Annotated in this window: 15 protein-coding genes; all 15 read left to right on the top strand. The window is 68.2% G+C overall.

The window, feature by feature from the left end; translation table 11 throughout:
- Positions 1-8 precede the first annotated feature (8 nt).
- The 15 genes from BM052_RS03845 (at position 9) to BM052_RS03775 (ending at position 16,860) form a co-directional block, all read left to right on the top strand.
- The gene (locus BM052_RS03845) at positions 9-356 is read left to right on the top strand and encodes a hypothetical protein (RefSeq protein WP_369821492.1); all 348 of its coding nucleotides are present in this window, start codon (positions 9-11) and stop codon (positions 354-356) included.
- Positions 357-1,025: 669 nt separating this feature from the next.
- A complete protein-coding gene (locus tag BM052_RS03840; protein ID WP_091143439.1) occupies positions 1,026-1,529 on the top strand; it encodes a division/cell wall cluster transcriptional repressor MraZ in 504 nt (167 codons plus the stop codon).
- On the top strand, positions 1,526-2,497 hold the full coding sequence (gene rsmH, locus BM052_RS03835; RefSeq protein WP_091143437.1) for a 16S rRNA (cytosine(1402)-N(4))-methyltransferase RsmH: 972 nt from the start codon (positions 1,526-1,528) through the stop codon (positions 2,495-2,497). The genes BM052_RS03840 and rsmH overlap by 4 nt, the downstream gene beginning before the upstream one ends.
- Complete coding sequence (locus tag BM052_RS03830; RefSeq protein WP_091143435.1) at positions 2,494-3,042, top strand: hypothetical protein; 549 nt, start codon at positions 2,494-2,496, stop codon at positions 3,040-3,042. Before rsmH ends, BM052_RS03830 begins: the two co-directional genes overlap by 4 nt.
- Positions 3,039-4,814, top strand: coding sequence for a peptidoglycan D,D-transpeptidase FtsI family protein (locus BM052_RS03825; RefSeq protein ID WP_091143433.1), 1,776 nt, complete (start codon positions 3,039-3,041; stop codon positions 4,812-4,814). Before BM052_RS03830 ends, BM052_RS03825 begins: the two co-directional genes overlap by 4 nt.
- Positions 4,811-6,286, top strand: a complete 1,476-nt coding sequence (locus BM052_RS03820) for a UDP-N-acetylmuramoyl-L-alanyl-D-glutamate--2,6-diaminopimelate ligase (RefSeq protein WP_091143430.1) — start codon at positions 4,811-4,813, stop codon at positions 6,284-6,286. Before BM052_RS03825 ends, BM052_RS03820 begins: the two co-directional genes overlap by 4 nt.
- 2 nt (positions 6,287-6,288) lie before the next feature.
- A complete protein-coding gene (gene murF, locus BM052_RS03815) occupies positions 6,289-7,770 on the top strand; it encodes a UDP-N-acetylmuramoyl-tripeptide--D-alanyl-D-alanine ligase (protein WP_091143427.1) in 1,482 nt (493 codons plus the stop codon).
- 17 nt (positions 7,771-7,787) lie between these two features.
- Positions 7,788-8,858 carry a phospho-N-acetylmuramoyl-pentapeptide-transferase gene (gene mraY / locus BM052_RS03810; protein WP_091143424.1) on the top strand — a complete coding sequence of 357 codons (1,071 nt, stop codon included), beginning with the start codon at positions 7,788-7,790 and terminating at the stop codon, positions 8,856-8,858.
- Between the two features lie 10 nt (positions 8,859-8,868).
- A complete protein-coding gene (gene murD, locus BM052_RS03805; protein WP_091143423.1) occupies positions 8,869-10,224 on the top strand; it encodes a UDP-N-acetylmuramoyl-L-alanine--D-glutamate ligase in 1,356 nt (451 codons plus the stop codon).
- Complete coding sequence (locus BM052_RS03800) at positions 10,224-11,420, top strand: FtsW/RodA/SpoVE family cell cycle protein (RefSeq protein ID WP_091143420.1); 1,197 nt, start codon at positions 10,224-10,226, stop codon at positions 11,418-11,420. The genes murD and BM052_RS03800 overlap by 1 nt, the downstream gene beginning before the upstream one ends.
- The gene (murG, locus tag BM052_RS03795; RefSeq protein WP_091143419.1) at positions 11,417-12,637 is read left to right on the top strand and encodes an undecaprenyldiphospho-muramoylpentapeptide beta-N-acetylglucosaminyltransferase; all 1,221 of its coding nucleotides are present in this window, start codon (positions 11,417-11,419) and stop codon (positions 12,635-12,637) included. Before BM052_RS03800 ends, murG begins: the two co-directional genes overlap by 4 nt.
- The gene (murC, locus tag BM052_RS03790) at positions 12,634-14,043 is read left to right on the top strand and encodes a UDP-N-acetylmuramate--L-alanine ligase (RefSeq protein WP_091143415.1); all 1,410 of its coding nucleotides are present in this window, start codon (positions 12,634-12,636) and stop codon (positions 14,041-14,043) included. The genes murG and murC overlap by 4 nt, the downstream gene beginning before the upstream one ends.
- Positions 14,040-14,972, top strand: a complete 933-nt coding sequence (murB, locus tag BM052_RS03785) for a UDP-N-acetylmuramate dehydrogenase (protein ID WP_369821491.1) — start codon at positions 14,040-14,042, stop codon at positions 14,970-14,972. Before murC ends, murB begins: the two co-directional genes overlap by 4 nt.
- Positions 14,969-15,925, top strand: coding sequence for a D-alanine--D-alanine ligase (locus tag BM052_RS03780; RefSeq protein ID WP_091143412.1), 957 nt, complete (start codon positions 14,969-14,971; stop codon positions 15,923-15,925). The genes murB and BM052_RS03780 overlap by 4 nt, the downstream gene beginning before the upstream one ends.
- A complete protein-coding gene (locus BM052_RS03775) occupies positions 15,922-16,860 on the top strand; it encodes a cell division protein FtsQ/DivIB (RefSeq protein ID WP_091143409.1) in 939 nt (312 codons plus the stop codon). The genes BM052_RS03780 and BM052_RS03775 overlap by 4 nt, the downstream gene beginning before the upstream one ends.
- Positions 16,861-16,866 lie beyond the last annotated feature (6 nt).

The raw sequence follows: 16,866 nt of genomic DNA, 5'->3' as shown, positions 1-16,866 counted from the left end.
TCTTGCCGATGGCAGGACACATTCCGCCCCAGGTGATCCCCGGCATGGTCGAGCCGGTCACCACCGTTCGCCACTTTGCGGCGCCGGGCGCGCGCGAGCTGCGCGCGCAGGCGGTGCATCGCCTGCAAGTGGGGCTGTTCGGACTCTGCGCGATGCTGCTGATCGTCGGGCTGGCCAACATCATCATGGACCGCGCCAAGCTGACCGATACCCAGGACCCGATCCACGACGTGGTCGCCGTCGACGCCAGGCCCCAGAAGCCGGCCACCGATCCGCTTGCCGACATCGGCGTCGTTCCGGCCGCCGATCCCAGCCCCACGCCGACCCCCAGCGACAGTGGAACCGAGCGGCCTTAAGGGCACGCCCGGGTTCCGCCTGGACCCCCCCGTGCCCCCCCCCCGCCCCCCCCCCCCCCCCCTGGTCCCCCGGTGGTCCCCCGGTGGTCGTGGGGCATGACAACGGCGTCGATGGAACCTGTGAGGCTCTCGTGCCAAGTCCTTCGAAGGGAGGAGGGAACAAGAGTTCCGATCCATGGGATTTGGCATCAGCCGGGGAAAATCGGGGAAGCGATGATCCACTGGCCAGCCGCTGCGCGGGACAAGCGCGAGTCGCGGCGGTTTCCGGCGCCGCACTGCGAAAATGCGCGGGTTTTTACACCGATTGCCGGGTGTGGCCGCATCCCGGTCCGACTGCCCGGAAAGGCCATGGCGGGGATATTCGGGAATCCCCTGCGATTCCGTCATAACTAATTGAAATAAAAATATTAATATTCTGAATCAGGATACCGGGCGAGTGACGAACGGTTCCCGGATGTTCCCGTTATCTGACCAGAATTGTGGATTAATTCCCGCAAATCCCTATAATTCCCTTTGTTCCCCGCATTTCCCGTTATATGGATGGAGCCAATCGAAATGGCTGAGTCTCGCCGTGTCCCGCGTGGGCGCGGAGCCCAGCCGCGCGGGTGCGCGGCTGGGGCGGGGTTGGTCATTCTCGAGACGGATACCTTAGGGGTGAAACGGGGCGGCATGGCGGGGCAGCCACATATTTACAGCGGGCAGGGCTTTTCGCTTCTACGCGACAAGAACCGCTTCGTGCTGCCCAACGCGCTGCGCACCACCGTGCGCGAATCGAGCGGCAAGGACGTGATCTGCCTGGCCAAGCATTCCGAATGGAAATGCCTGGTCGGCTTCGGTCTTTCGCGGGTCGCCGACTTCGAAGCCCAGCTCGACGCCGAGCAGGCCCGCGCCGACGCCGCCCAGCGCCCGTTCAACCGCGACAAGCGGGCCATGCAGCTCTATACCTTCACGCCCACGCCGTTCGATACCAGCGGCCGTTTCGTCATGCCCGAAGCGCTGGCCAGCCTCGCCAATATCCAGGACCAGCTCTATTTCCAGGGCGTCGGCAGGTTCTTCACGATCTGGAATCCGGAAGAGCTCTACAAACTCGCGGACGACCCCGAGATGGAGGGCGTCATCGCCACCTGCTGCTCGTTCGCCGATGCCGAACTGGCCAGGGCGAAGAAGAAATGAACGCCGCCGTTCCGCATGTTCCCGTGCTCCTCCAGGAGGTGGTCGCCGCCCTGAACCCCCAGGGCGGCGACCTCATCGTCGATGCGACGCTGGGGGCGGGCGGCTATACCCGCCGGCTGCTGGATGCCGGGGCGACCGTCCACGCGTTCGATCGCGATCCCGATGCCATCGCCGCGATCCGGGGAAATCCGGGGAAGTGGCCGGAGCTGGAAAGCGATCCGCCGCGCCTGGTGCTCCATCCGCGCCGCTTTTCGGAGATGGCCGAGGGACTGGCGGAGGCCGGGATCGACCGGGTCGACGGCGTGGTCATGGACATCGGCGTCTCCTCGATGCAGCTCGACCAGGCCGCGCGCGGCTTCGCCTTCGCGGCGGACGGCCCGCTCGACATGCGCATGAGCCGGGAAGGCCCTTCCGCCGCCGACTTCGTCAACCAAGCCGACGAAGCCGAGATCGCCGACGTGCTCTACCTCTACGGGGAAGAGCGCCAGTCGCGCCGCGTCGCCCGCGCCATCGTCGCCGCGCGGCCGCTGACCACCACCGGCGAACTGGCGCGCGTGGTGCGCAAGGCGCTGGGCCATCGCCCGGGCGCACCCAAGGACCCGGCGACGCGCAGCTTCCAGGCGATCCGCATCCATGTGAACGGCGAACTCGACGAACTCGACGCCGGGCTGGCCGCCGCCGAGGCCTTGCTGCGCCCCGGCGGCCGGCTGGCCGTGGTCGCTTTCCACAGCCTGGAGGATCGCAGGGTCAAGCACTTCCTGCGCGATGCCAGCGGTGCCGGCCGGTCCACCTCGCGCCATCTGCCGCAAATCGCCGCCGGGGCCGCCCCGACATTCGCGCAAGTCGCCAAGGGCGTGCGTCCCGGCGAGGCCGAACTGACCGCGAATCCGCGGTCCCGTTCCGCCACCTTGCGCAGCGCCGTGCGCACCGAAGCCCCCGCCCGAACGTTTCACAGGAGTGCCGCATGAACCTCACCAGCGACCGCATCCGCTCGATCGGCTGGATTTCCGTGCTGATGATCTGCGGCGCGCTGACGATCGCGCTGACGCTGCGGGTCAACGCCGTGAAGAGCCAGGTCCGCGACGCCGAGAAACGGACGGTCTGGGTGCAGCAGGACATCGATTTCCTGCAGACCGAGTTCCAGACCCGGTCCAACCAGCAGGCGCTCAAGCAGCTGAACGACCTGGAGTTCGGCTACAAGGCGCCCGGGGCCGGGCAATATATCGAGGGCGAACGGCAGCTCGCGGCGCTGGGCACGGCGGCGGGCCCCGGCGCGCCGGAGCCGATCCGCTATGCCAATGCCGAAAAACCCGTCTCCCCGGACACCGGCTCCTCGCTGCTGGCGATGGTTTCTCCGGTGACCGGGGCCACCGCCGCGCCGGCCGCTCCGGCCGAGCCCGCCGCGAAGGCTCCGAAGGGCCGTGATCCCGAGCGCGCGGAACTCGTGCGCGATGCCGCCGCGCTGGGCAAGCGGCTGGCCCGCATCGAAGTGGCGGAGGCCGGCGCGCAGTGAACGCCCCGGCGTTTCCCATCGGGGCGATTCCGACGGCGGCCTCCGCCGGTCGGCGCAAGCTGGTCAATGTCCGGCAGCGTTCGCTGCTGGTCGCCAAGCTGCGGACCCTGTGGGTGCTGGGCGTCTTCGCGCTGGTCGGGGCGGGCGCGCTCGCGCGTATCGGCTATCTGGGCGTGACCGGCGCCGGGCCGCACCGCGATGAACTGGGCAATGCGCTGATCCCGGACCGGGGCGAGATCGTGGACCGCAACGGGGTGCCGCTGGCCCGCGACTTTCGCGTTTATTCGCTGTGGTACAATCCCAAGGCGATGACGGAAGGCTCGCCGCTGATCCATTCTCCGAAGGAAGTGGCCGACGGGCTCCTGCGCATATTCCCGGAACTCGATCGCCGGGAACTGATCGCCAAGCTGGTCGCGGGCCAGCCGGGTTACCTGCGCCGGTCGATCCTTCCGGAGGAGGCCAACAAGATTCACGCGCTGGGCGAACCGGCGCTCGAATTCCCGCGCGAGACGACGCGCTATTACCCCCAGGGTTCGATGGCGGCGCATGTCCTGGGCTATGTCGACAGCTACGGCAAAGGCCAGGTGGGCATGGAACAGGCCTTCGACACGCAGCTCATCAGCGCGGAGGGCCGCACGCATCCGGCCGTGCTGTCGATCGACTTCCGGGTGCAGAGCGCGCTGGAGGACGAACTGGCCAGGGGCATGGCGCTCAGCCGGGCGAAGGGCGCGGCGGGGCTGATCCTTGACGTGGATACGGGCGAAGTGCTGGCGCTGGCCTCGCTGCCTTCGTTCGATCCCAATCACGTCGAGCCCGGCGACATGACCATTTCGGACGCGCAGGCCCGCGCCGGCGACGTGCCCCATGGCTTCAACCGCGTGACCAACCAGGTCTACGAACTGGGTTCGGCGTTCAAGCCGATCACCATCGCCGCGGCGCTCGATGCGGGAACGATCACCGATCTCGGCCGCCGCTGGCCCGCCACGCCGCTGCATATCGCCGGCTTCACCATCCATGACAGCCACAGCTTCGGGGCATCGCTCAACGTGCCGGAAACGCTGATCCACTCTTCAAACGTGGTTACCGCGCAGATCGCGGATGAACTGGGTGGCGCGCGGCTGAAGCAGACGATGGAAGCGCTGGGAATGAACGAGCGGCCCTATATCGAGCTGCCCGCGCGCGGTTTCCCGCTCTGGCCGAGCGGCGAATGGCCGCGCCTGCGCACGATGACGGTGTCCTACGGCCACGGCATCGCGGTGACGCCGCTGCATCTGGCATCGGCCTATGCGGCGATGGTCAACGGCGGAATCTGGCGTCCGGCCACGCTCAGGAAGCTCGATCCCTCGGAAGTTCCGGCCGGGCGGCGCGTGTTCAAGGCTTCCACCAGCGCCCGCATCCGCCAGCTGCTGCGCATGATCGTGTCCTACGGCACCGGTCGCAGGGCGGAGGCACCGGGCTTTCGCGTCGGCGGAAAGACGGGCAGCGCGGAAAAACCGGGCGTGGGCGGCTATCGCCACCATTCGCTGATCTCGACTTTCGCCGCCGCCTTCCCCATGGACCGGCCGCGCTACGTCGTCATCGCCATGATGGATGAACCGCAGGGCACCGAGGCGACCTCCTTTCAGCGCACCGCCGCGTTCAACGCCGCGCCGGTCGTCAGCCGCGTCGTTCCGCGCATCGGCCCGCTGCTGGGCATCATGCCCGACGAGACGCGCGACATCGACATTTCCGATCTCAAGCCACTGATCCCGCAGGGAGCCGAAGGCGAATGAAACTTTCCGCCCTTTGCGCTGCCGCCGGCCTGCCCTTCGCCGGCCCGGACGCCAATGTCACCGGTTTCGCCATCGATCACCGCAAGGTCGCGCCCGGCACCGTGTTCGGCGCCTTCCCGGGCGCGCGGTTCAACGGCGAGGATTTCATCGCCGCCGCGATCGAGGCGGGTGCGGTTGCCATCGTTGCGCGGCCGGAGGCGAAAGTGGAGGGCGCCGTCCACCTGGCCGATCCCGAGCCGCGCCGCCTCTTCGCCCGCGTTGCCGCGCCCTTCTACACGCCGGTTCCGGAAATGCTGGTCGCGGTCACCGGCACCAACGGCAAGACTTCCACCGTCGAGCTGACCCGCCAGATCTGGCGCATGGCCGGGCAGCGCGCCGCTTCGATCGGCACGCTGGGCGTCACCACCAGCGATGAAAGCGTCTCCACCGGGCTGACGACGCCCGATATCGTGACGTTCCTGGCCAATCTTACCGGCCTTGCACGAGAGGGCGTGACGCATGTCGCCTACGAGGCTTCCAGCCACGGCCTTTCGCAGTTCAGGATCGAGGGCCCGCGCGTGGCGGCGGCGGCCTTCACCAACCTCTCGCGCGATCATCTCGACTATCACGCCGACATGGACGATTACTTCGCCGCGAAGATGCGCCTGTTCGGCGAAGTGGTGGCCGACGGCGGCACCGCGGTGATCTGGGCCGACGATGCCTGGTCGGACAGCGCGGTAGAGCATGCCCGGGCGCGCGGCCTGAAGCTGTTCACGGTGGGCGCGACGGGGGAGGACATCCGCCTCCTGGGCCGTAAGCCGGGCGGGCTCGGGCAAAGGCTGGAGATCGAGCATGCCGGCAAGGCGCGGATCATCGACTTGCCGTTGATCGGCGCCTACCAGGCGGCCAACGCGCTCGTCGCCGCCGGGCTGGTGCTGGCGACCGGCGGCGATGCGGACGCGACCTTCGATGCGATGAAGCGGCTGGTGACGGTGCGGGGGCGGCTGGAACGCGCGGCGATTTCGCCGGTGGGCGCGCCGGTCTATGTCGACTATGCGCATACGCCGGACGCGCTGGAAGCCGCCATCGCCGCGCTGCGCCCGCATGTCCAGGGGCGGCTGATCGCGGTGTTCGGCGCGGGCGGCGACCGCGATCGCGGCAAGCGCCCGGAAATGGGCCGGGTGGCGAGCGAGGGTGCGGACCTCGCGATCGTCACCGACGACAACCCGCGCGGGGAAGATCCGGCGGCGATCCGCGCCATGGTGCTTGCCGGCATCGGCGTCGCCGATTCGGCGCGCGTGCGGGAAATCGGCGACCGGCGCGAGGCCATCGGCGCCGCCATCGCCGAAGCCGGGGCGAAGGACATCGTCCTGATCGCCGGCAAGGGGCACGAACAGGGGCAGATCATCGGCAGCGGCGACGCCGTGCGCGTGCTGCCATTCGACGATGTCACCGTGGCCAGGGAAATGGCTGGCACGCTGAGAGGAACATGACGATGAACGCAGCAGTCCGCATTCTTGACTGGCCTGTCGAAGCGGCCGAGGAGAACCCGCACGTCCTGTGGGATGCGGTCAGCCTCGCCCGTGTCATGAAGGGCACCGCCAATGCCGAATTCGCGGTTTCGGGCGTCGAGATCGACAGCCGCGACGTGCAGCCCGGCGACCTGTTCTTCGCGCTGAAGGGCGAAAGCACCGACGGCCACCGCTTCGTCGAGATGGCTTTCGCCAAAGGCGCGGCGGCGGTCGTGGTCGATCGGCCGGTCGATGGTCCCCACGTGTTGGTCGACGACACCCTGAACGCGCTGGTGCGGCTCGGCGCCGCCGCGCGCTTGCGCACGCGGGGGCCGGTGATCGGCGTCACCGGCTCGGTGGGCAAGACCGGCGTCAAGGAGATGATCTTCGCCGCGCTCGATCGCACCAGCCGGGGCGACGCGCATCGTTCGGTCAAGAGCTACAACAACCATGTCGGGGTGCCGCTCAGCCTGTCCCGCACGCCGAGCCGCGCGCGCTTCGCGGTGTTCGAGATGGGCATGAACCATGCCGGAGAGATCGCCGCGCTGACCCGCCAGGTGCGTCCGCACGTCGCCGTCATCACCACCATCGCCCCCGCCCACATCGAGATGCTGGGATCCGAGGAAGCCATCGCCGACGCCAAGGCGGAGATCTTCCAGGGCCTCGAGCCCGGCGGCACGGCCGTGATCCCGGCCGACAGCGCGCACTTCAATCGCCTGAAGGAAGCCGCGCTGGAATGCGGCGCCGCCGTGGTCTCGTTCGGAAAGGCGAAGGATGCCGACGTGCGCTTGCTGGATACCGTCGCCGCGATCGGCGGTGGCTCGCTGGTGACCGTCGACATGGGCGACCGGCGCGTGTGCTACACGGTGGCGGCGCCCGGCGAGCACCAGGTGATGAACTCGCTGGCGGTGATGGCCGCGGTGCGCGCGGTCAAGGGCGACCTTGGCGCGGCGGGCGTCGCGCTGGCCGAGATGGGCGGCCTGCCGGGGCGCGGCGCGCGATTGGAGATCGACGTGCCCGGCGGCGAGCCCGACGCCAGCGGCCAGCGCAAGGCGCTGCTGATCGACGAAAGCTACAACGCCAATCCCGCCTCGATGCGCGCCACGCTGGCGCAGCTCGGCCGGACGCCGGCGCGCCGGCGCATCGCCGTGCTTGGGGCGATGAAGGAACTTGGCAGCCACGGTCCGGACTATCACGCCGCCCTGGCGGCGCCGGTCCGCGAGGCCGGGGTCGACTATGCTGTCCTGGTCGGCGAGGAAATGGCCGCGCTCGCCCGCGAACTGGGGAAATCGGACCCCAACTCGCTTGGCAAAACGGTGGCCTTCGCGCATTGCCCGAATGTGCGGGATGCCATGGATACCCTGCGTGCATTCGGGCTGGAGCGGGATGACGCCATCCTGGTCAAGGGTTCGAATTCGGTGGGTCTGGCTTCCCTCGTGACGATGCTAAGCAAGCAGGAAGGGTAAGGGGACGCCCCCGGAAGATGTTGTATCTCATTGCCGAATGGTTGAAATTCGAGGGTCTTTCCAACCTCTTCCGTTACCAGTCGTTCCGCTCTGGCGCGGCGCTGATGACGGCCTTGCTGATCGGCCTGGTGATTGGCCCGAAGTTCATCAACATGCTGCGGGTGCGCCAGGGCAAGGGCCAGCCGATCCGCGACGACGGCCCGCAGAGCCATTTCGCCAAGCGCGGCACGCCGACGATGGGCGGGCTGATGATCCTGACCGCGCTGATCTGCTCGATGCTGCTCTACATGGACATGAGCAATCCGTTCGTCTGGGCCTGCATCGCGGTGACCGTCGGCTTCGGGGCGATCGGCTTCATGGACGATTACGACAAGGTCTCCAAAAGCAGCCACAAGGGCGTGCCCGGCCGCGTGCGCCTGCTGATGGAATTCGTGGTGGCGGGGGTTGCCGCGTGGATCATCGTCTCGCAGCTCAATACCAACCTCTACGTCCCGTTCCTGTCGGGCCGGTACATCCCGCTGGGGCCGTTCTACTACGTCTTCGCCGCCTTCGTGATCGTCGGGGCGGGCAACGCGGTGAACCTTACCGACGGGCTTGACGGTCTGGCGACCATGCCGGTGATTATCGCCGCCGGCACTTTCGCGATCATCTGCTATCTCGCGGGCCGCGTCGACTTCGCCACCTATCTCGGCATCCCGCACGTGCCGCGCGCGGGCGAGCTGGCGATCTTCTGCGCCGGGATCATGGGCGCGTGCCTGGCATTCCTGTGGTTCAACGCGCCGCCCGCCGCCGTGTTCATGGGCGACACCGGCAGCCTTGCGCTGGGCGGCGCACTGGGCGCCATCGCCGTCGCCGCGCACCACGAGATCGTGCTGGCGGTGGTCGGCGGCCTTTTCGTGCTGGAGGCGGCTTCGGTCATCATTCAGGTGTTCTGGTTCAAGCGGACCGGGCGCCGGGTGTTTCGCATGGCGCCGATCCACCATCATTTCGAGCAGCTCGGCTGGAAGGAATCGACCGTTGTCATCCGCTTCTGGATCATCTCGCTGGTCCTGGCCGTGATCGGCCTGGCCACGCTGAAACTGCGATAGGGACCGGCGTGTGATCGTCTCCCCCGCCTTCGCCGGCAAGCGTTACGCGGTCCTTGGCCTTGCCCGATCGGGGCAGGCCGTGGTCGCGACGCTGGTGGCGAGCGGGGCGCACGTCCTGGCCTGGGACAGCCGCGACGAGCCCAGGCAGGGCCTGTGCGAATGGGTCGATTGCGGCAAGGTCGAACTGGCCGATCCGGTCGCGGCCGATCTTGCCGGCTACGCCGGCGTCGTCGTCTCGCCCGGCATTCCCCTCAACCAGCATCCCATTGCCGAGGCGGCCGCGCGCGCCGGCGTCCCGGTGATCGGCGATATCGAGCTCTTCGCGATCGCCCGCGAGAGCCTGCCTCCCCACCGCGTCGTCGGCATCACCGGGACGAACGGCAAGTCCACCACGACCTCGCTCGTCCACCATGTGCTGGAAAGCGCCGGCGTGCCCGCTCGGGTAGGCGGAAATATCGGGGTGCCGGTCCTGAGCACCGATCCGCTGCCGGAAGGCGGCGTCTATGTGCTCGAGCTGTCGAGCTACCAGATCGATCTGACGCGCACCCTGGATTGCGAGGTCGCCGCGCTGCTCAATATCACGCCCGACCATCTCGACCGGTACGGCGGCTTCGAAGGCTACGCCGCCGCCAAGTCGCGGCTGTTCGAGATGCAGGGCAAGGAACGCAGCGCGGTGTTCGGCACCGGCGATCGCGAGACCCGCGCCATCGCCCGCATCGAGGCGTCGCGCCGGGCACCCGGCCTGGTCCGCCTCGTCGACGGCAGCGAGCTTGCCGAATTGCAGAAGGAATGGCCCTCGCTGCAAGGGCCGCACAATCTGCAGAACGCGGCGGTCTCGGTCGCCATTCTCGAGGCGCTGGGGATCAGGAAGGCGCAGTGGAAGAAGGCGCTGCGCAACTTTCGCGGCCTGCCCCACCGCATGGAACGCGTAGCCGAGGCGAACGGCGTCATCTACATCAATGACAGCAAGGCGACCAACCCGGCATCGGCCGCTCCGGCGCTCGCCGCCTTTCCGCCCAGCCCGGAGCCCCGCGTGCACTGGATCCTGGGCGGCCTGCCCAAGGGCGACGACCTGGACGAATGCGCGCCCTACTTCGGCAATATCGCCGCTGCCTATACCATCGGTGACGCCGGGCCCCGCTTCGCCGAAATCCTGGCGCCCCACACGCGCGTCCATCGCTCCGAGATGATGGCCGAGGCGATCCGGGAGGCGATGGCGGCGGCGAAGCCGGGCGACATCGTCATGCTTTCGCCGGCCTGCGCCAGCTTCGACCAGTTCCGGGACTACGAAGCGCGCGGCCAGGCCTTTCGCCAGATCGTCGAGGCGCTGCTCGCCCCCGACGACCAGGCCGGGGAGGGCGCCTGATGGCCAGCATCGCCCCGAGCCCCGGCGCCGGGAGCACCCGCTACAACCGCAACCGGCGCGGCCAGCTGGCGATCTGGTGGCAGGAAATCGATCGCGCCACCCTGGTCCTGGTGCTGATCCTGATGGCGATCGGCGCGGTGGCGGTGGCGGCGGGTTCCCCGGCCAGCGCGCGGCGGCTGTCGACCGCGAAGGAAAAGCTGCCGGATCTCTACTTCTTTTCCCTGCATCTGCGCTGGCAGATCCTGGGTCTGTGCGCGATGTTCTGGGCCTCCACCCTGGGCAAGGACGGCGCCAGGAGGCTGGGCATCGTGCTGGGGGGGGCGATGTTCGCGGCATTGGTGCTGGTGCCGTTCGTCGGTTCGGAAGTGAACGGCGCGCGGCGCTGGCTGCATCTGGGCATTTCGCTGCAACCATCGGAATTCCTCAAGTGCGGCTTTCCCATCCTGCTCGCCTGGATCCTTTCGTGGCGCGCGCGGGATCCGCGGATTCCCGTGGTGGGGCTGTGCTTCGGCCTGATGGGCGTGCTGGGCCTGCTGCTGATGCTGCAGCCCGACTTCGGCTCGACCATGCTGTTTTCGGGCACGTTCCTGGTGCTGATCCTGCTTTCGGGGATAGACATCAGGCGCATCGGCATGTTCTTTGGCATGGGCATCGCCGGGCTGGTCCTGATGTACTTCACTTACGACAACGGCCGGAACCGCATCGACAACTTCCTGTTCGGGGGCACCGCGTTCGATCAGGTGGACCTTGCCCAGCGCACTTTGCTCAACGGGGGGTGGACCGGCCTGGGCTTCTGGATGGGCACGCGCAAGCTGGCGCTTCCCGAGGCGCATACGGACTACATCTTCTCGGTCGTCGGCGAGGAATTCGGACTGCTGGCCTGCATGGCGATCGTCATTGTCTATCTGACGATCCTGATCCGCGTGATCCTGCGCCTGGTGGAAGAGGAAGACCTTTTCACCGTCCTGGCCGCCTCGGGCTTCGCCGCGCAGTTCGGGGGCCAGGCCTTCATCAACATCCTTGTCAACCTGCAGCTGTTCCCGTCCAAGGGCATGACCCTGCCGCTCATCAGCTACGGCGGTTCATCGACCGTTGCGATGTGCCTGTGCATGGGCCTGCTGCTGGCGATCACGCGCCGCAATCCGTTCATCCAGCGCGAGAAGTTTTCGCTGCGCGCCGTTGGAGAGAGTCAATGAGCCTGGTTTCCCGCCACTATGTCCTCGCCGCCGGCGGGACCGGCGGACACCTTATTCCCGCCTTCGCGCTCGCGGTCGAGCTCAACGCGCGCGGCCATCATGTCGCGCTGGTGACCGACCGGCGCGGCGCCGCGATCCCCGGCAAGCCCGCGTTCCTGACCGCGCACGTGCTGCCGCCCGGGCGCATCGCCGGGCTGAACCCGCTCGGCTGGCTCAAGGGCGCGAAAGGCGTGCTGGAGGGGCGGCGCATGGCGCTGCGCCTGTTCGAAAGCTTCGAGCCGTCCGCCGTGGTCGGTTTCGGCGGCTATCCAGCGCTGCCGACGCTGCTGGCGGCCGCGTCCGCCCGGATACCGACGGTCCTGCACGAACAGAACGCGGTGCTGGGCCGGGTCAACCGCTACTTCGCGGGCAAGGTGGACGCCATCGCCACTGCGTTCGCGCAGGTCGATCGGCTCGATCCCAGGCATGAGGCCAAGGTCACCCTGGTCGGCAATCCGGTACGGGCCGACGTCCTGGCGCTGCGCGACCAGCCGTTCCCCGAATTCACCGGTGAAAGCCTCCTGCGTATCCTCGTCACCGGGGGAAGCCAGGGCGCGCGGGTGCTTTCGGAAGTGGTGCCGGACGGTCTCGCCATGCTGCCGCCGGCGCTGCGTTCGCGCCTGCAGGTCATCCAGCAGTCCCGCGCCGAGGATATAGAGGCGGTGCGCGCGCGCTATGCCGGCCACGGCATCCCCGCCGAGCTTGCCACGTATTTCGAGAACATGGCCGAACGGCTTGCCGGCGCGCACCTGTTCATCGGCCGCGCGGGAGCCTCGACGATCGCCGAACTGACCGCCGTGGGCCGTCCCGCCATTCTCGTCCCGCTGCCCATCGCCACCGACGATCACCAGGCGGCGAACACCCGTGAGATCGTGGCGGCGGGCGGCGCGCGGGCGATCCGGCAGGAAAACTTTACCGCCACCGCGCTCGCCAAGCAGATCCAGGCCATGGCGCAGCATCCCGAAACGCTCGCCAATGCCGCGCACGGCGCCTGGAACTGCGGCTATCCCAACGCCGCGAGCGACCTTGCCGATCTTGTCGAGAGCTTCGGCGGGGCACCGATCATGGATGTGATCCGCATGGAAAAGCAGGCCGCGCCTGCCAAGGGCGGCGAAGCGCTGGCCCGGGAACGGGCGCCGGATCTGGTCTCGGAGCTGGCGCGCGGAAGCGTCCGATGAAAGGTGTCGGCACGGACATCGGCACGATCCATTTCGTCGGCATCGGCGGCATCGGCATGTCGGGCATTGCCGAGGTCATGCACAACCTCGGCTATTCGGTGCAGGGTTCCGACATCGCCGAAGGCTATGTGGTAGAGGGCCTGCGCGGACGCGGGATCAAGGTCATGATCGGCCATGCCGCGCAAAACGCGGAAGGGGCGGCCGTGGTCGTCACTTCGACCGCCGTGAAGCGTGACAATCCGGAAGTGGTCCATGCGCTGGAGCACCGCATCCCGGTGGTGCGCCGCGCCGAGATGCTGGCCGAGCTGATGCGGCTCAAGAATACCGTCGCGGTGGCCGGCACCCACGGCAAGACCACCACGACATCGATGGTCGCCGCGCTGCTCGACGCCGGCGGGATCGACCCGACCGTCATCAACGGCGGCATCATCAACGCTTATGGTTCCAACGCGCGGCTGGGCGAATCCGACTGGATGGTGGTGGAGGCGGACGAGAGCGATGGCTCGTTCCTGCGGCTCGACGGCACCATCGCGGTGGTGACGAACATCGATCCCGAGCATCTCGATCACTACGGCTCGTTCGACCGGGTCAAGGATGCCTTCGTCGAGTTCATCGAGAACGTGCCGTTCTACGGCGCGGCGCTGCTGTGCATCGATCATCCCGAAGTGCAGGCGGTGATCCCCAAGGTGCGCGATCGCCGCGTCGTGACTTACGGCTTTTCCGCGCAGGCGGACATTCGCGGGGAGAACGTGACCCCGGTTCCGGGCGGAAACCGCTTCGACGTGGCGCTGCGCCAGCGTGACGGCAGCTTCCGCCGGATCGCGGGGATCGAACTGCCGATGCCGGGCCGCCACAATGTCCAGAACGCGCTGGCCGCCGTGGGCGTCGCGGTCGAGATGGGCTGCGGCGACGCGGTGATCCAGACCGGGTTCGCCAAGTTCGGAGGGGTCAAGCGCCGCTTCACCAAAGTCGGCGAAGTCGGCGGGGTCACCATCATCGACGACTACGGCCACCACCCGGTGGAGATCCGCGCCGTTCTCGCCGCCGCGCGAGAGGGCGTGAAGGGCCGCGTCATCGCGGTGGTCCAGCCGCACCGCTACACCCGCCTGCGCGATCACATGGAGGACTTCCAGGCTGCCTTCAACGATGCCGACGTGGTCTATGCCGCCCCGGTCTATCCGGCGGGCGAGCAGCCGATCGAAGGCGTGAATTCCGACGTCATGGTCGAAGGCATGAAAGCGCGCGGGCATCGCTCGGCCCAAGTCGTCGCCGGGCCCGATGCGCTGGCGGACGCGCTTGCGGGCAGCGCGCAGCCCGGCGACATGGTCGTGTGCCTGGGCGCGGGGGACATCACCAGGTGGGCGGCCGGGCTGGCTGACGCGATTCTGGCGAGGAGGGCTGCGTGACGCCGGAAATCGAGCCCGGCTCCGTTCGTGTCTCGACTTCGCTCGACACGAACGGGGTCAGGGGCAAGCTCACCCCCGGCGCCCCTTTGGCCCCGCTGGTCTGGTTCAAGTCCGGCGGAGCGGCCGAGTGGCTGTTCGAACCAAAGGACATCGGCGACCTGCAAGCCTTCCTGCGCGGCCTCGATCCTTCGGTTCCGGTCATGGCGCTGGGCTTGGGATCGAACATGATCGTGCGCGACGGCGGCGTGCCGGGCGTGGTGGTGCGGCTCGGCAAGGCCTTCGCCAAAGTGACGCGCACCGATGCGGTCACGCTCGATTGCGGCGGCGGGGCCTCGGGCATCCTGGTCTCCTCCACCGCGCGGGACAGCGGCGTTGCCGGGCTTGAATTCCTGCGCTCGATCCCCGGCACCGTGGGCGGTTTCGTGCGGATGAACGGCGGCGCCTATGGGGGTGAGGTCAAGGACATCCTTACGACATGCGACGTGGTGCTGCGATCGGGCGAGTTGGTCGTGCTGGGCAATGCCGACCTCGGCTACAGGTATCGCCATTCCGAGCTGCCCGAAGGGGCGATCGTCGTCGCCGCGCGCTTTCGGGGGCGGCCCGGCGATCCCGAAGCGATCCAGGCCGAGATGGACCGCATCTCGGCAAGCCGCGAAGCCTCGCAGCCGCTGCGCTCGCGGACCGGCGGCTCGACTTTCAAGAATCCGGCGGGCCACAAGGCCTGGCAGCTTGTCGACCAGGCGGGCTGCCGGGGGCTCGCCATGGGCGGCGCGCAAGTCAGCGAGAAACACACCAACTTCCTCATCAACACCGGTGAGGCCAGCAGCGCCGAGATCGAGGCGCTGGGCGAGGAAGTGCGCCGGCGCGTGAAGCAAACCTCGGGCGTCGAGCTCGAATGGGAAATTCAAAGAGTAGGTATCCCCAAGTGACCCTCCCCAAACTCCACGTCGCGGTCCTGATGGGCGGCTGGTCGAACGAGCGGCCGGTCTCGCTGATGAGCGGCGAAGGCGTGGCCGAGGCGCTGGAGGGCAAGGGCCACACGGTCACGCGCATCGACATGGGCCGCGATGTCGCGCAGCGCCTTGCCGAGGCGGCGCCCGACGTCGTGTTCAACGCCCTGCACGGCGCGCCGGGCGAGGATGGCACGGTGCAGGGCATGATGGACCTGATGGGGCTGGTCTACACCCATTCGGGGCTGGCCACTTCGGTCATCGCGATCGACAAGGAACTGACCAAGCAGGCGCTGGTGCCCCACGGCATCCCGATGCCGGGCGGCCGCATCGTCGAGACCGAGACGCTGTTCGAGCGTGATCCGCTGCCGCGCCCCTATGTGCTCAAGCCGGTCAACGAAGGCTCTTCGGTGGGGGTGGCGATCGTCACCGCGGAAGGCAACTACGGCAATCCGATCGGCCGCGACGCCAAGGGGCCGTGGCAGGAATTCGATCGCCTGCTGGCGGAACCCTATATTCGCGGCCGCGAACTGACCACCGCCGTGATCGGCGACCGGGCCTTGCTGGTCACCGAACTCAAGCCCAAGTCGGGCTTCTACGATTTCGATTCCAAGTACACCGACGGCATGACCGAGCATGTCTGCCCTGCCGAGATCCCGGACGAGATCACCGCCGCCTGCAAGGACCTGGCCTTGCGGGCGCACCAGCTCCTCGGCTGCAAGGGCACCAGCCGTTCGGACTTCCGCTGGGACGATAGCCAAGGCGTGGAGGGCCTGTTCCTGCTAGAGGTGAACACCCAGCCCGGCATGACGCGGCTCAGCCTCGTGCCCGAGCAGGCGCGCGCCTGCGGCATGGACTATCCCGATCTTGTCGAGGCGATCATCGTCGAGGCGCTTGAAGACGCGCGCGGGGCAGGGGGGCGAGCCAAATGAGCACGACGATCCGGCGCAAGGCCAAGACCGCGCGCAAGGCCGCGGCGGCCCACGGCACCAAGGTCAAGGTCCGCCAGGCCCAGGCGCGCACCGGTTCCGTGGTCGACATGGCCATGGGCTGGCTGCCGTTTTCGGAAGAACAGCTGCACCGGATCTTCCTTGCCGCGATACTGGGCGGCGCGGCGGTGCTCGCCTGGGTGGTCGCCTCGATGGCCGGGCTGCCGACCATGGCGAGCTATCAGCTGACCCAGATCGCCGCCGAGGCCGGCTTCGAGGTCAAGCGCGTCGAGGTGCGCGGGGTCAAGAACATCAACGAGCTCAAGGTCTACGAAAAGGCCCTGGCCGAGCGCGACCGGGCCATGCCGCTGGTCGATCTCGAACGGCTGCGCGCCGAACTGCTCGAACTGTCCTGGGTCAAGGATGCCCGCGTTTCGCGCCAGTTGCCCGACACGCTCGTCATCGACATCGTGGAGCGCGATCCGCACGCGGTGCTGCGCAAGGCCGATCGCTTCGTGCTGATCGACGAGACCGGGCACGAGCTGGAAGTCATCAGCCGCAAGCAGGCGGCGGGCAAGCTCATAGTCTCGGGCCTCGGCGCCGGGCAGCAGGTGGTGGCGCTCTCGCACCTGCTGGAGGCGGCCCCGGCGCTCAAGCCGCGCGTGGCGGAGGCGGAGTGGATCGGCAACCGGCGCTGGAACCTGACGTTCCAGACCGGGCAGGTGCTCGCCCTGCCCGAGGGCGATCGGGAATCGGCCAGCGCGCTCGTCACGTTCGCGCGGCTCGACGGCACCAATCGCCTGCTCGGCGGCAAAGTCACCGCTTTCGACATGCGCGCCCGGGACCGCATCTATCTGCGCGTGCCCGACGAGGAAGGCGAGGAGCTGGCGCTCAAGGCCGGCGCCGTCGCGCATGCGGCGGGAAGCGAGAATCCATGATGGCGG

Source organism: Novosphingobium sp. CF614 (assembly GCF_900113255.1).
Lineage (GTDB): Bacteria > Pseudomonadota > Alphaproteobacteria > Sphingomonadales > Sphingomonadaceae > Novosphingobium.
Note: the sequence above shows the minus strand (reverse complement) of the source record. Positions and strands in the feature narration are given on the sequence as shown.